We start from the raw sequence: 14,239 nt of genomic DNA, 5'->3' as shown, positions 1-14,239 counted from the left end.
CCTTACTACCGGAACCGCGCACGAGTCGTCTGCGGCCTAGACCGACAGCGGGACCTTCACCGAGTCGGTCACAGGAACGGTGGCGTCCGGAGCCGGTTGTGGCATCGGTCGGCGCACCATCGCAACACTGACGTACACCACGAGTGACATGATCGCTGCGAGAAACGTCGTCCACCCGTCGACGTCCACGGACACCAGGTCGTTGGGGATGTACAGCAAGGTGTTGTCGACGCCGTAAATGCTGGGCGTGAGGACGAAGAAACCGACGCGCACCCCGATACCGACGATCGCAGCCGCAGCGACGGCCACTCCGTCACCGCGCGCCCAGAACAGGCCGAGGATGAACGGCACCACCAGCGACGCGAGCAGCAGGTCGAACGTGAGAGTGAGCAGAATGCCGGTCTGCGGGACTCGCAGTGCCACGATCGCCCCGAGCGCCGCCATCGGGAGCATCGCCCAGCGAGTCGCCTTCATGACGTCCGACGACAGTGCAGCGTGCTCGCCACCTACCCGGAAAATGTTGCGCACCAGCACAGTTGCGGTGGACAGCAGGATTCCGCTGATCGTGGTCAGCGAAGCGGTGACCAGACCCGACAGGACGAGGATCGACAGCCACTTCGGCGTGTACTCGCCGAGTAGCACGTACAGGATCGGGGCATCGGCTGCACTGTCCCCCACGATGGAGACCGCGGCGAGTGCGACGAACGACAGCGGCACGCACAGCAGCAGGATTCCTGTCGCTGCGGAGAAGCAGGCGCGCTGTGCGGCATGCGGCGACTTGGCGGAGAACACGCGCTGCATCAGATCGATCGCGACGAGGTTGCCGAGGCCGAGCGCGACGATCGTCGCCCAGTTGATCGCCGCGCCCTGCCCGGGATCGGTGAGCTGACCCAGATTTCCGATACCGAGCCCCTCGGGGCTGGAGAACCCGGGTCCGGCCACGACCCATACCAGGAGCGAGATGATTCCCACGACCATGACGCCGAACTGCACCATGCCGGTGTAGACGCTGGCGAACATTCCGCCTGCCATGGTGTAGGCGAGCACGAATGGGATGATCACCAGCACTGCGATCGTGTAGTTCAGGCCCAGGAAGTATTCGAGCAGGTAGCCCAGCGCGACCAGGTTGCCCGCGAGCAGGATCCCGAAGCTCACGACCGTCAGGACCGACGCGGTGATCTCGGTGCTGCGCCCGAACCGCTGACCGAAGTATTCGGGAAGGGTCACCACCCCGGTGGCGCGTAGCTTCTTCGCGAAGAACAGGCCCACGAGGAGCACGCTCACTGCAATACCAAGGGGCATCGCGGCACCGGCCCAGAATCCGAATGCGGCGGACAGGTCTGCACTGCCGAGGGTTGCGTTGGAGTCGATGACCTGCGACATCAGCAGGACCGCGATGACGGGCGCGCCGAGTGAGCGGCCGGCCAGGAGGAAGTTCCCGGTATCTCCGCGAACTTTACGAGTGGAATAGAATCCGGCCCCGAGCAGAACTACGAGGCACACGGCAACACCGGTGATGATCATGACAGCTCCATCGAGAGGGTCAGACGGCAGGAGCGCTGCGTTGGGCTTCGCGTCCGAGCGAGTAGAGAGGGCGTGCATTGCCGGGAAGAGCGATCTCGCCATCGGCGAGACGGCGACGGAGATAGACGAAACTCTGGGCGGTCTGTGCGAACAAGTGCTCGCCCGCTCGCACACCGTCGTACCGCGGACCGTCTTCACCGACGAATCGATCCAGGGGTTCGACCCACGTGTCGTAGTCGATATTGAAGAAAAGCGGAAACGAGTACCGCTCTTCGGCTACCTTACGCACCCGATGTGACGTCGCTGTAAAGATTCCGTTGGTCCAAATCTCCAGTAGATCACCGATGTTCAGCACGAACGCGTCGTCGCGGTACGGAACGTCGATCCAGGTGCCCTCGGCGTTGACGACCTGGAGCCCCGGCGCCGTGGGCAGCAGGAGCGTGAACACCTCGTAGTCGGTGTGGGCACCGATACCCGGCCGGTCGTCGGCGCTCGGGTCGTGCGGATAGTGGATCATCCGCAGCTGTGCGGGCGGGGTGGTGACATATCGATCGAAGAGATCCGGCGGCTCACCCAAGGTTTCGGCGAAGGCGCGCAGGACGACTCGGCCGAGACCGAAGATCGCGTTGTAGTAGGCGGTGACGGGGCCGGCGAAGTTGTCGAGCGCGGGCCACTGATTGGGTCCGAGCAACGGATTGCCCGCGAGATAGTCCGGGTCGTCGGCCGGGAGATCGATCGAAAGGTCGTAGGCCTCTTTGTGGTCGGGGGTGGCTCCCGCGAACACTTCCTCCCCTGCCGGGACATATCCGCGGTGGTTGGTGGAATTACCGATGTACACGGACATTTTCGTGCCGTCCGATTCCGCGAAGAAGCGCTCGGCTGCGTCCTTCAGTTCGTCGATCAGGGTGCGATCGATTCCGTGACCGATGATCTGAGCGAAGCCCACCTCGCGTGCTGCTCGGCCGAGTTCGTCGACCACGGCCTCGCGTCCGTCCGCGCCGACGATGAGAGCGGTGACGTCGATGACCGGGATACTGGTGAAGGTCACGTGATTCTCCTGGAGTCGGGGTCGAGTCGCTGCCAGTTCCGTACGACCGGATTCCCGTCGACGTCGTGGTCGCAAGTGACGATCAGGTCGCCGAACACCGGATCGAGTTGTGCACCTGACCGATACGGGAGACTGGAGGCGGTGATGATCCACTGCTCGCCGCGCACAACTCCGAGCGCGATCTCACAGTCGAAGAGGTCTTGTGCCGCGCGCAGGCCGGCGGCGCCGCGGATCTGTTCGAGCAAGGGACCGTCGAGCACATGGGTACGGCCCCGGGCGAATGCGAAGTCACCGCCCACGCGCACGAGGACTCCGGGTGCACCGGTGTCGAGGTCCTCGAGCAGGTACTCGTCGATGTCCTGTGAGGTGGCCACGATCCGCCAGTGTTCGATGTAGTCCTCGAACATGCCTTGCTCGACGAGGGTGACGTGATCGAGCGCATTCAGAGCACCGGCGTCCGGTGTCGCTCCTGCCGGGTGCAGCGCGACCGTGCGGCCCCATTCGACGTGGTCGCCGTTGTCGAACAGTGGGCCGGCGAATCCGTCCTGCTCGGCCAGCACGAGGAGGTCTTCGATACCCAGGGCGCGAAGCGCGGGTGCCTCGATCTTCGGTAGCGCAGCGGGCTGTCGAAGATCGCAGTACAGTGCGCGTCCTTGTAGCCAGGTGACACGAGTCGTCGTATCGTCGGAATGCTCCGGTCTCCTCAGGAGGGTGCGCTCGAAACGGGTTCCCAGCAGCGACGTAGCGACGGTCACGCGCCGCCTTCCTTCCACCGTGCACGCTCCTGCGCGAACGCCACGGACTGGATGCGCTGGAAGGCGTCGATCGACTCGGTGTTGTCCACCAGGAACTTCCGGTGTTCGGCGAGAGAGAAAGTGCCGTCGGTGATCTCCACTCCCCCACCGCGACCCGCGGCGAGGTCGGCGCGCAGGTCGAGCAGCTCCTCGGGATCGACGGGGTACCAAGAGATCCGGTCGAAGAAGCGCAGAAGCCACGGTGTGCCGTCCTCGAACGGACCGGCATGTTGTGGATGCCGGTGGTTCCACACCTGTGTGGTGCGTCCGACGAATTGGTAGCCGCCCGGGCCTTCCATTCCGTAGATGCACAGATATGCACCACCGATCCCGACCGCATTTTCCGGAGTCCAGGTGCGTGCGGGGTTGTACTTCGTGGTGACAAGTCGGTGCCGCGGGTCGAGCGGGGTCGCGACCGGCGCACCGAGGTAGACGTCGCCGAGCCCGAGCACCATGTACTCGGCGGCGAAGACGGTGTCGAACACGTCGGCAACACCATCGAGGCCGTTCATGCGGCGGATGAACTCGATGTTCCACGGGCACCACGGCGCATCGGAACGCACCCCGTGCATGTAGCGCTGGATGGCTTCGCGCGTCGCAGGATCGTCCCACGAGAGCGGCAGCCGCACGTGCCTGCTGGGTACCTCGAGTTCATCGCTGTCGCCGAGGGTGTCCTCGACGTCCGCGAGGTGCCGGAGCAAGGCCTTCACGGGCAGCACATCAGGGTCGACCTTGACCTGCAGCGATCGGATGCCCGGGGTGAGTTCGAGCAGGCCGCGGGGGCGGTCGGCGTCGAGCCGCTGGTGCAGCGCATGGATGCGGGCGCGCAACCCCAGGTCGAGGGCCATGTCGCCGTATTCGACGAGCACGTTGTCGTCGCCGCTGCGCCGGTAGGTGACGGCGGTGTGGCCGTCGCGGCGGGCGAGCACGCCGTCGTCGCCATCTCCGCCACTGGAGGTGACCAGCGACAACCCTGCGCGACGCGCGGTTCCGAGTGCGCGGCGCGATGCGACGCGCTCCGCCCGCACCGGCACGAACCGGATCGTGTTGCCGGGGGCGAGCTGACCGAGCTTCCAACGGTCGGCGGACGCCACGGTCACCGGGCACACGAAGCCGCCGAGGCTCGGGCCGTCGGGTCCGAGGAGGATCGGGGTGTCACCGGTGAAATCCAGTGCACCGACGGAGTAGGCGTTGTCGTGGATGTTCGAGGGGTGCAATCCGGCCTCACCGCCGTCGGTGCGGGCCCATTCCGGTACCGGGCCGACGAGCCGGACGCCGGTGCGGTCGGAGTTGAAGTGCACCTCATAGTCGGTGGCGTAGAGGGTGTCGATGTCGGCGCGGGTGAAGAACTCGGGTGCGCCGTGCGGGCCCTCGGTGACAGCGATCCGCCAGCGCGTCGCGAGGGCCGGGATGTGCTCGGAGGGCACTGCGGCGCTCTGGGCCGACGGGATGTCACCGACGACCAGCACGTCTCCGTCGCGGAGTGCGCGACCCTCGTGACCACCGAAGGTCCCGAGGGTGAAGGTAGCTGTGCTGCCGAGGAACTCGGGGACATCGAGGCCGCCGGCCACGAGTACGTAGACACGCAGGCCCGGCCCCTCGATCGTTCCGACGTCGAGCAATCCGCCCGCCGGAACCGTGACGGGCCGCCACTGTGGCACGATCTCACCGTCGATGCGCACCGTGACCGGAGCGCCTGTCACGCACACCACGGTGTCCTCGGTGAAGCGCAGGGCCGGACCGGCCATTGCGGATTCGAGGCCGGATGTGCCCTCGTCGTTTCCGAGAGCGGTGTTGCCGAGGCGGAACGACAGGTCGTCCATCGGTCCGGAGGGCGGCACACCAATCTGCCAGTAGCCGGCGCGACCCGGGTAGTCCTGGACGGTGGTGAGCATTCCGGGTCGTTCGACAGTGATCTTCGTGGTCATGGCTCACACCCCCTGTGGTCGCGTGACGATCATCCGGACGGGTGTGGGATCGAAACCGTTGCACGGGTTGTTGATCTGCGGGCAGTTGGAGACGAGCACCAGCACGTCGCGGTCGGCCCTGATGGCGAGACGCTTGCCGGGGGCGGACAGGCCGTCGACGATGCCGAGCGTGCCATCTGCTTCCACCGGAACATTCATGAAGAAGTTGATGTTGGAGACCAGATCTCGCTTGCCGAGGCCCCACTCGGCGCCTTCGATCAGGAAGTTCTCGACACACGCGTGCTGATGCTTGGTGTGGTGCCCGTAGCGGAGTGTGTTGGATTCCTGCGAGCAGGCACCGCCGACGGTGTCGTGGTTGCCGACCTCGTCGCCGACGAGAGTCATGAGCGGTTCGCCCTCGGCGTCACGGAGTACCGATCCGGTGGTGAGGAACAGGTTGCCCTGCCCCGCAACGGTTGCGGCGGCGCTGTACCGCGAGGCGGTGTCGTGAGCGTCGTAGATGAGGGTGTCGACGGCCTGGTTGCCGAGGAGATCGACGATGGTCAGCACGTCACCTGCGGCAACAACCGTCGACCATGGGCCACGGAGCGCGACGGTCTCGTCGAGCACAACGCTTCCGGGGATGAGCGCAGCAGTATCGTCGGTGGTGGTCATGGGTCAGTTCTCCATTTCGGAATGAGCCGCAGCCCAGGCGTCTTCGGTGTTGAGCACCGCGCGGTGGTACTCGGGTTCGGTGGTGTCGATCGAGTCGAGTTCGCCGGCGGCGCGCCATGCGGTCACTTCGAGTGGGGTCGTGACGAACTCGGGGTTCGGGTCGAGCGGGTGTGCGGTGTTGGCGATGAGCACGACAACCGGGAGGTGGACGAGCAGGTCGACATACGCACCGGCGCCGGCGGTTCCGGTGCTGGTGAGCCCACCGTCGTCCTCGACACGGATGCCGTGGAAGAACGACAGCGACGGTGGAAGATCTCGGGGCTGCAGGTCGTGCTTGGCTGCGGCGACTTTGAAAAGTTCGCGTCCCGCAGGGGACGGCGAATGCAGCGCACCGGCGCCGTATCGCGCGGTGTTTCCTGCCGCGTGGCTCGTGCCGCACATAGCGTCGTGGTGGTGCGAGGTGTCGGCGACAACAGTCGCGAGTACACGTCCCTGATCCGAGAGGAGAGGGTGCCCGACGCCGAGGTAGGCCTGCCACGGAACCTTGACGGTGTCGGCGACGTTGAGCCGCTCGTGTGTCGCATCGGCCCGGAACAGGAGAAGGTGTGCGCACGCGGCGCCGTCGAGGTCGCGCAGACGCAAGCGGGTGCCGCGAGCGAGGACCTTACTGGTGTAGCGGCCGCCCGGCACGGTCTCGGCCCAGGTCATCGACACACACCGGCCGTTGGGCGGTGTGGGCCACGCCGACGCCGGCACGATCGGCATGCCGTCGGTGACGGTTCCGGCCTGGGCGCGTGCGTGTTCTCTGGCGGCGTGGGTCGTGGCTGTCGCGAGTGTCTCGGTCATGGTGCTCCGATTCGTGGCGGACGGGGTAACTGTCGAGTGACAGTTTTCAGAGCGCGCGTCTTCGGAGGATGTCCCCGGCGTAACGAGTGTGTGGCCGATGTTTCCAACTGATGACGTAACGCTCACACATCGATGCGATTGGGTAGCAACACAACTCGGTGTGCCAAGGTGGTGAGGTGACCAGAGCAGGACCAGGCCGTCCCCGGCTGACAAGCCCTCGGCGCCCGGGCACCACCGCCCGCGCAGAGATCCTCGACGCCGCCGCAGAGTTGTTCAGTACGCGAGGTTTCGCAACCACCACGACGCGACAGATCGCCGATGCCGTCGGAATGAGACAGGCCTCGCTCTACAACCATTTCGCGACGAAGAACGACATCCTCGCCACGCTCCTCGATGCCACGATTGCTCCGACCGTCGAGTTCGACGAGAGCCTCGACGACTCCACGCCGGCCGCAGTGCTGTTGTGCGCACTCGCATGGTTCGACGCCGCGCAGCTGTGCGCTGGACGGTGGAATCTCGGCGCGCTGTACATGCTTCCGGAGGTCCGCAGCGAAGCGTTCGAGACCTTCCGGCAGAGCCGTCTACGACTTGCACGTCGCTATCGCGACCTCGCCGTCGAGGTGCTGGGCGGAGGAGCTGACGTTGCCTGCGATCCACGCGCCGAGCTACCGTTCCGGCTCGTGGAGTCGGTCATCGACATCCGCGCCGACCGGCAGATGGACACGGCGATCGACGCTCAGCTTCCCGAAACTCTGGCGATCGCGGCGCTGACCGTGCTCGGGCAGCGCCCCGAGGACGTGGTGGATCAGGCGTGGGCGCTCATGATCGGTGTCGCTGCCGACTCGTTCGGCACGTGGAGTCTCCGGGAATAGCTCACTGCCGGTTGGACGAGGTGTCGGGCGGTGTGCGATCGGCGCCCTCGAGCACCGTCACGTTGTGTTTCTGCGAACCCGGACCGACATGGGACTCCGCCCGCATGCGATCCGACATGTGCGGGTAGTGCAGCTCGAACGCCGGGCGTTCCGACCGGATACGCGGCAGTTCCGTGAAGTTGTGGCGCGGCGGCGGGCACGTGGTGGCCCATTCGAGTGAATTGCCGTAACCCCACGGGTCGTCGACGGTGACGACCTGCCCGTAGCGGTAGCTCTTGAACACGTTCCACACGAACGGCAGCGTGGACGCACCGAGGACGAATGCGCCGATTGTGGAGACCGTGTTGAGCGTCGTGAAGCCGTCGGAGGGCAGGTAGTCGGCGTACCGGCGGGGCATGCCCTCGTTACCGAGCCAGTGCTGCACGAGGAAGGTGGTGTGAAAGCCGATGAATGTCAACCAGAAATGCCACTTGCCGAGGCGTTCGTCCAGCATGCGTCCTGTCATCTTCGGGAACCAGAAGTAGATGCCGGAGTACGTCGCGAAGACGATCGTGCCGAACAGCACGTAGTGGAAGTGCGCTACCACGAAGTAGGTGTCGTGCACGTGGAAGTCCAGGGGCGGAGAGGCCAGAATGATACCGGTCAGACCACCGAACAGGAACGTGATGAGAAAGCCGAGGGCGAACAGCATCGGCGTCTCGAACGTGATCTGCCCTTTCCACAACGTGCCGATCCAGTTGAAGAACTTCACCCCGGTCGGCACCGCGATGAGGAAGGTCATGAACGAGAAGTACGGCAGCAACACCGCCCCGGTCGCATACATGTGGTGCGCCCACACCGCGACCGACAGAGCGGCGATCGCGATGGTCGCGTAGACCAGCCCCGAGTATCCGAAGACAGGTTTGCGGCTGAAGACCGGGAAGACCTCGGTGACGATCCCGAAGAACGGCAACGCCACGACATACACCTCGGGATGCCCGAAGAACCAGAACAGGTGCTGATAGAGCAGCACACCACCGGTCGCGGGATCGTAGATGTGGGCACCGAGGAGCCGGTCGGCCAGTCCTCCCATGAACGCCGCGGTCAGCAGGGGAAACACCAGCAGGATCAGGATCATCGTGATGAAGATGTTCCACGTGAAGATCGGCATCCGGAACATGGTCATACCCGGTGCCCGCATGCACACCACGGTGGTGATCATGTTGACGCCACCGAGAATCGTGCCGAGGCCGGTGACCGCGAGGCCGGCGAACCACAGATTGGCACCCACCCCCGGTGCGTGGATCGCGTTGGCGAGCGGCATGTAGGAGGTCCAACCGAAATCAGGACCGCCACCGGGGGTGATCAGACTGAACAGGACGACCAACGCCCCGAAGAGGAACAGCCAGTAGCTGAACGCGTTCAGTCGTGGGAACGCGACGTCGGGTGCGCCGATCTGCAGCGGGAGGATGTAGTTGGCGAAGCCGAACACGATGGGTGTCGCATAGAGCAGCAGCATGATGCCGCCGTGCATGGTGAACAACTGGTTGTACTGCTCGTTCGACAGGAATTGCAGTCCCGGCACGGCGAGTTCGGTGCGCATCAGCATCGCCATGAGCCCACCCGCAAGGAAAAAAGCGAAAGCGGTGACGATGTACATGATCCCGAGCGTTTTCGGGTCGGTCGTCGTGATCAGGTTGTAGAGTACTGCCCCCTTACGGGCGCGGCGCTCGGGATACGGCCTTACTGCTCGAGCCTCCACCACCACCGGATTCATGGACGAACCTCCAAGACGACCGCGGCGCCGACGTGCGGCATTCCCCCGGTACCCGCCCTCGGCACGCCTGACTCTCCGGGACAGGCCGGTAGCCACGAGCGTAGACCTCGCTGCCGGAACTGGGGTCGGAATGATGGTCGGTGGTCGACATTTCGATACACCAACCATCATCTCGGGCACCGACGTCAGGCGTGCTCGAATCCCGGGAGGCGCGACGGCGTCTCGACCACCGAGTATTCCGACGCGTCCCCCTGCACGACGCGACTTTCGGTTCCGTCGACCCCCACCGGCAAGTCACCCGCGAGCGTGATGCGGTGCAGGCGACGGGTGTGACCGCCGAAGTCGGCGATGCCGTAGTGCTGAGTGGCACGGTTGTCCCAGATCGCGACATCACCCGGAGACCAGGCCCAGCGGAAGGTGTTCTCGAGCTTCGTAACTCGTGCTTGCAAGAGCTGCAGGAGCGCGGCCGTCTCGGATGACTTCAACCCCACGAACTCCTTGACGAAGTGTCCGAGGAGCAACGAGCGTTCCCCCGTCTGCGGGTGGACACGGACGACGGGATGGATCGTCTCGTAGGTGTTGCGCCGGAACTCCTCCTGATACTGGTTGCGCTCATCGACAAGCGTCGAACTTCCGGCGTCGAATTTCTCCGCATAGTCGTACAGGTTCGTGTGCAGTGCCCACAGATTGTCGACCAACGACCTGAGCGCATCGGGAAGCTGTTCGTAGGCGGCAGTCGTCGACGCCCACGTCGTTGCGCCTCCATACGGCGGGATGGTGACAGCCCTCAGGATCGAGGCCTTCGGAATGCGATCGACGAAGCTGACGTCGGTATGCCAACTGTTCGCGGCGCCTTCGATGGGGAGCAGGCGTGTCCCCTTCGAATGGACTGTAGGGTGCGACTGCGTCTGTGTGCCGAGGAGTCCCGCGAATGCCCACTGGGACTCGTCGTCGAGATGTTGCTGCTCCTGGAAGACGATCGTTTTGTTCGCGGCCAGTGCGTACCGGATGGCCTCGACCGTCTCCGGCGACAGGGCGCCGGATAGTTTCACGCCATCGATCCGGGCGCCGATGTGCTCTCCGAGCTTGGTGACCACGATGCCGCCTGCGCGATAGATGTCGTCCGGTGTGGCTGTCCGGCGTTCGAGTTCACTGAGGGTCATGTGGGGCTCCTGGGTCGTAGTCGAATGTCTGCGCAAAGGCTTCCAACGCGACTGCGACAAGTCGACGGTTTCGCTCATTCGGATCCGAACCCCACCGTCGGCACCCGGTAGCATCATTTCCCATGCGAACCTCGGTGAGTGTCCTCCTCGCAACCACCGCGATCATCCTGGCACCAGCGGCAACCGCAGCGGCGGCGCCCGCACCGATCGTCGACGGCAACGGGGCCATCGTCGCTCCGAGTTCGACGGCGATCTCTTTCGCACACACCCCGTCGGGTGCACGCGCAGGAACTACGAACGAGCACGAATCCCGCGCCGGGGCCTCCATTGTCAAGTTGTACATTGCCGAATACGTTGTCCGACAAGGAGATCCGGACGACCAGACGGACGCCGTCGAAATGATCCGCGCGTCGGACGATGCCATCGCAGACCGCCTGTACGCGAAGTATCCCCAGTCGATCTCCACAACGGTCGCCGAGTTCGGTCTCGCCGATACCCACGTGCCCGGCTACTGGGGATTCGGAACGACCTCCACACACGACATGGTGACCTACCTCGAGACGAAGAAGCGCACCGATCCCGGCTCGCCCGTCCTCGCCGCGATGGCCTCTGCCCATGAGACTGCAGCCGACGGCTACCCACAGAACTTCGGTACCGCGCTGCTCGCAGGAGTGATCGGCACCAAGTGGGGCTGGAGCGACGACCGCGCATTCCACGCGTCCGCGTCCTTCGGACCCGATTTCTCCGTCGCCGCCTCGGTATACGGGTCGGCCCACCAGTTGACGGAGAACGTCCTCGGCGCGTTCACCGAGGGCGAAGCCTCCCCCGCCGAACACGGAACTCCACTCGCGGACTGCCCCGCCGTCGCGTGGCTCGCAGGCGACCCGACCCTGGGTGCGCCCGCGCAAGCGCTGCTCGACACGGTGCCCCCGCAGCACACCGCCGCATTCTGCGGAGTGTGACGCCTACTCCGCCGCCCGTACGTACGGTGGAGCATATGAGCACCACATGGCAGAATCCTGACTCCGTCTCGCTCATGCTCGACGACTGCGCGACGTGGGCAGTGGTCGGCCTGTCGGGCGACCCCAACCGGACCGCGTATCGCATCGCGAAGCTTCTGCGCGAGCGCGGGAAGCGCGTTGTGCCCATCCACCCGACCGCTCCGAAGGTCTTCGGCGAGCAGGGTTACCCGACCCTCGCCGACGTACCGTTCCCCATCGACGTCGTCGATGTGTTCCGCAGGTCCGACGCCGCGGGCGAATTCGCCGATCAGGCCGTCTCGATCGGCGCGAAAGGGGTGTGGTTCCAGCTCGGGGTGATCGACGAGGACGCCTTCGCGCGGACGACCGACGCCGGTGTCGCGATGGTCATGGACACCTGCCCTGCCATCGAGTGGGGCACGCAGAACAGGAACTGAGTGCGCTACCCGCTGCGCGACAGATAATTTCCGAGGGACGCACCCGACTGATCGTCGAGACGCCAGAAGGTCCAGCCGTCATATTCGGCGTCGTCGTCGCTGACGAACTTCGTGACTGCGTTCGCAGCTGTGGTCGGGTGCCCGAATCGGCGGCCTTCCATGGGGCCGCGGGTGATCTCGACGTTGCTGTTGTCCGAGTCGAAACGCGCGTGGATCCGATATCCGCCGAAGTCCGACACGATCGCGGTTCTGGGGTCGACGAACTCGGGTTCCGCCACGGGCTTGGTGGTCTTCGCGGGCTTGGCTCGCGGCCGCAACACCTCTTTACGATGTTGAGAATCGCGAACCCGGTTGAGATTGAGCAGATCCCATCGGTCGTGCCCGTGCGCGACGCTGCTCATCGGGATGGGGTGACTGCCGGTGGGAACTCGGCCGGGACGCTCGGCGAGCCACAGTTCGACGTCGGCCGCGATCCCGGATTCCACCTCGTCGGATTCGACCATGTAGAACTGCGGAGAGTCTGTCGCGAGGTCGACGAACACCCAGTACGACGAACCCGTGGGGTCGCTCCCCGGTGTGCCGTCCTGCCTGCGTGCCATCCACTGCCCCCTGCTGGTCGACCGCACCCGGACGACGCAGCTGCGCCCGTCCACCCCCTTCACCCGCACCGCACGAGAGCCCTTCAGCTGTGTGGCACTTCCGCCTCGCTGAACGACATCGGCGACGAACGCCCGGACGCCCCTGTCGGCTGACTCTTCCATGGACCAACCATACGGTTACGTACCGGATGTCGGAAAGCCCCCATACCGGTCACCGAAAGGCATCACCTTTGGTCGACAACGCCTTGACGCGGTCGACGATCCGTTCTTGCAGCTTGGACGGAGTACGCCACCGCATCGCGAGCTTGTCGTAGTCCATCGCGTGCTCGGCGATGATGTCCTTCAACCGGTCGGCATCGAGCGGAGCGAGCCGGTCGCGCAGGCCCGCTTCTCCCCCATCACGGAACGCTTCGAAAGGGTCGAACAGACCGGGCGCACGCTTGGCTCGTCCGGCCGAGGCTTTCCGGACCGGGGCTTGCCTACGCGCCGGAGCCGCGGCCACTTCTGCGGTGACAGGCCTGAGCACACCTGCGATGGCGTCGGCGAATCGTTGGTTACGTGCGGCTTCGTCTGCGATCACCCGAACGAGGGCGACGAGGGATTCCGCCGCGGTCGGCGCGGCACCGTTGAGGCGCAGCAGCGCGGCGCTCGCCTCACCGATCTGAACCCGCAACCGGGCGTCGGACACGTCGTCACGCGCACCACGGTCGCCTTCGCGACCACGTGGGCTCACAAGTACACCTGCGCATTCATCAGTATCGTCTCGGTGAGCATGCGTAGGGCATCGAACTGTCCTGCACCACCGTATTTGCGCTTGAGGGTGCCGTAGGGAACGAACTCCGCGGACGCGGCGATCTGGTTCGCTTCGGGAATCCATGCGGGAACGACGCTGGCGATCGTGTCGTCGCGTTGAAGCTGCTCGATGATGGTGCGATGCAGGCTCGATGCGCTGCGGTACTTGGTGATGACCAGGCCCAGCTCACGGATCGAATGACCGGTACGGTCCGAGAATCTCGCCACCCGCTTCTGCAACTGCGGGATCCCGTACGTGGACAGGATGTCCGGAATCGTGGGGACGATGTAGCCGTCAGCGACGCGGAGTCCGTTGAGGGTGAGCATCCCGAGGTTGGGCGGGCAGTCGACGAGGATGTAGTCGTAATCGTCGGCGATCGGGTCGAGTGCGTCGCGCAGGACCTCGATGGGCCGATGGGATCGGGGATCGGCGTATTGCTGAAAGCTCAGGCCTTCCTGGATCTCCATGAGGTCCAGTGAGGACGAGAGCAGGTCGACGCCGCGTACCGCTTTCACGGACGACACATCTTTCTGAAGCGACTTCTCGAGATCGAATGCGTCGGCCTCCGGCTCCACCGCACGCCGGAAGAGCGCGGCAAGGGTACGGCCGAGTTCGTTGAGTTCCCGCCACCTCTCCTCCCCGACCATCATCGTCGTGAGGTTGGTCTGTGGATCGAGATCCACGAGCAGAACCTTCTGCCCGAACTCGGCCGCCATGAACTCACCCAGTGCGGCCGTCGTCGTGGTCTTGCCGACGCCGCCCTTCAGGTTGATTGTCGCAATAACCCGCGCCACCAGCGCACTCCTCCGGAACGAATTGCTACACGTCGCTGCAGCAAACTACAC

Annotated in this window: 14 protein-coding genes; 3 read left to right on the top strand and 11 right to left on the bottom strand. The window is 65.0% G+C overall.

The window, feature by feature from the left end; translation table 11 throughout:
* Window positions 1–36: 36 nt before the first annotated feature.
* Genes ACSYG9_RS18285 through ACSYG9_RS18260 form a run of 6 tightly spaced genes read right to left on the bottom strand, consistent with a single transcriptional unit; the run spans window position 37 to window position 6,794 of the window.
* Window positions 37–1,524: a sodium:solute symporter family protein gene (locus ACSYG9_RS18285; RefSeq protein ID WP_454839415.1), complete on the bottom strand. Its 1,488-nt coding sequence runs from the start codon at window positions 1,522–1,524 to the stop codon at window positions 37–39.
* Window positions 1,525–1,543: 19 nt separating this feature from the next.
* A complete protein-coding gene (locus ACSYG9_RS18280; protein WP_454839413.1) occupies window positions 1,544–2,572 on the bottom strand; it encodes an isopenicillin N synthase family dioxygenase in 1,029 nt (342 codons plus the stop codon).
* A complete protein-coding gene (locus ACSYG9_RS18275; RefSeq protein ID WP_454839411.1) occupies window positions 2,569–3,327 on the bottom strand; it encodes a hypothetical protein in 759 nt (252 codons plus the stop codon). The genes ACSYG9_RS18280 and ACSYG9_RS18275 overlap by 4 nt, the downstream gene beginning before the upstream one ends.
* The gene (locus ACSYG9_RS18270; protein ID WP_454839409.1) at window positions 3,324–5,294 is read right to left on the bottom strand and encodes a 5-oxoprolinase/urea amidolyase family protein; all 1,971 of its coding nucleotides are present in this window, start codon (window positions 5,292–5,294) and stop codon (window positions 3,324–3,326) included. The genes ACSYG9_RS18275 and ACSYG9_RS18270 overlap by 4 nt, the downstream gene beginning before the upstream one ends.
* A 3-nt stretch (window positions 5,295–5,297) precedes the next feature.
* Window positions 5,298–5,948: an urea amidolyase associated protein UAAP2 gene (locus ACSYG9_RS18265; protein ID WP_440123867.1), complete on the bottom strand. Its 651-nt coding sequence runs from the start codon at window positions 5,946–5,948 to the stop codon at window positions 5,298–5,300.
* A 3-nt stretch (window positions 5,949–5,951) separates the two neighbouring features.
* On the bottom strand, window positions 5,952–6,794 hold the full coding sequence (locus ACSYG9_RS18260; RefSeq protein ID WP_454839407.1) for an urea amidolyase associated protein UAAP1: 843 nt from the start codon (window positions 6,792–6,794) through the stop codon (window positions 5,952–5,954).
* A gap of 176 nt (window positions 6,795–6,970) precedes the next feature.
* Here ACSYG9_RS18260 and ACSYG9_RS18255 point away from each other — a divergent pair, with 176 nt between their 5' ends.
* Complete coding sequence (locus ACSYG9_RS18255; RefSeq protein WP_454839406.1) at window positions 6,971–7,666, top strand: TetR/AcrR family transcriptional regulator; 696 nt, start codon at window positions 6,971–6,973, stop codon at window positions 7,664–7,666.
* Window position 7,667: 1 nt separating this feature from the next.
* Here ACSYG9_RS18255 and ctaD read toward each other — a convergent pair whose 3' ends face one another.
* Together ctaD and ACSYG9_RS18245 are read right to left on the bottom strand one after the other, a co-directional pair.
* On the bottom strand, window positions 7,668–9,422 hold the full coding sequence (gene ctaD, locus ACSYG9_RS18250) for an aa3-type cytochrome oxidase subunit I (protein WP_454839405.1): 1,755 nt from the start codon (window positions 9,420–9,422) through the stop codon (window positions 7,668–7,670).
* Window positions 9,423–9,607: 185 nt separating this feature from the next.
* On the bottom strand, window positions 9,608–10,585 hold the full coding sequence (locus tag ACSYG9_RS18245; protein WP_454839404.1) for a TauD/TfdA dioxygenase family protein: 978 nt from the start codon (window positions 10,583–10,585) through the stop codon (window positions 9,608–9,610).
* Between the two features lie 122 nt (window positions 10,586–10,707).
* On the opposite strand from ACSYG9_RS18245, the gene ACSYG9_RS18240 reads away from it, so the two are divergent.
* On the top strand, window positions 10,708–11,547 hold the full coding sequence (locus tag ACSYG9_RS18240) for a hypothetical protein (RefSeq protein WP_454839403.1): 840 nt from the start codon (window positions 10,708–10,710) through the stop codon (window positions 11,545–11,547).
* Window positions 11,548–11,582: 35 nt separating this feature from the next.
* A complete protein-coding gene (locus tag ACSYG9_RS18235; RefSeq protein WP_440123861.1) occupies window positions 11,583–12,002 on the top strand; it encodes a CoA-binding protein in 420 nt (139 codons plus the stop codon).
* A 5-nt stretch (window positions 12,003–12,007) separates the two neighbouring features.
* Here ACSYG9_RS18235 and ACSYG9_RS18230 read toward each other — a convergent pair whose 3' ends face one another.
* Genes ACSYG9_RS18230 through ACSYG9_RS18220 form a run of 3 tightly spaced genes read right to left on the bottom strand, consistent with a single transcriptional unit; the run spans window position 12,008 to window position 14,188 of the window.
* Complete coding sequence (locus ACSYG9_RS18230; RefSeq protein ID WP_440123860.1) at window positions 12,008–12,763, bottom strand: hypothetical protein; 756 nt, start codon at window positions 12,761–12,763, stop codon at window positions 12,008–12,010.
* A 49-nt stretch (window positions 12,764–12,812) separates the two neighbouring features.
* On the bottom strand, window positions 12,813–13,334 hold the full coding sequence (locus tag ACSYG9_RS18225) for a hypothetical protein (RefSeq protein ID WP_440123859.1): 522 nt from the start codon (window positions 13,332–13,334) through the stop codon (window positions 12,813–12,815).
* A complete protein-coding gene (locus tag ACSYG9_RS18220; RefSeq protein ID WP_440123858.1) occupies window positions 13,331–14,188 on the bottom strand; it encodes an AAA family ATPase in 858 nt (285 codons plus the stop codon). Before ACSYG9_RS18220 ends, ACSYG9_RS18225 begins: the two co-directional genes overlap by 4 nt.
* Window positions 14,189–14,239 lie beyond the last annotated feature (51 nt).

This window comes from Rhodococcus sp. SJ-2 (genome assembly GCF_053750035.1).
Note: the sequence above shows the minus strand (reverse complement) of the source record. Positions and strands in the feature narration are given on the sequence as shown.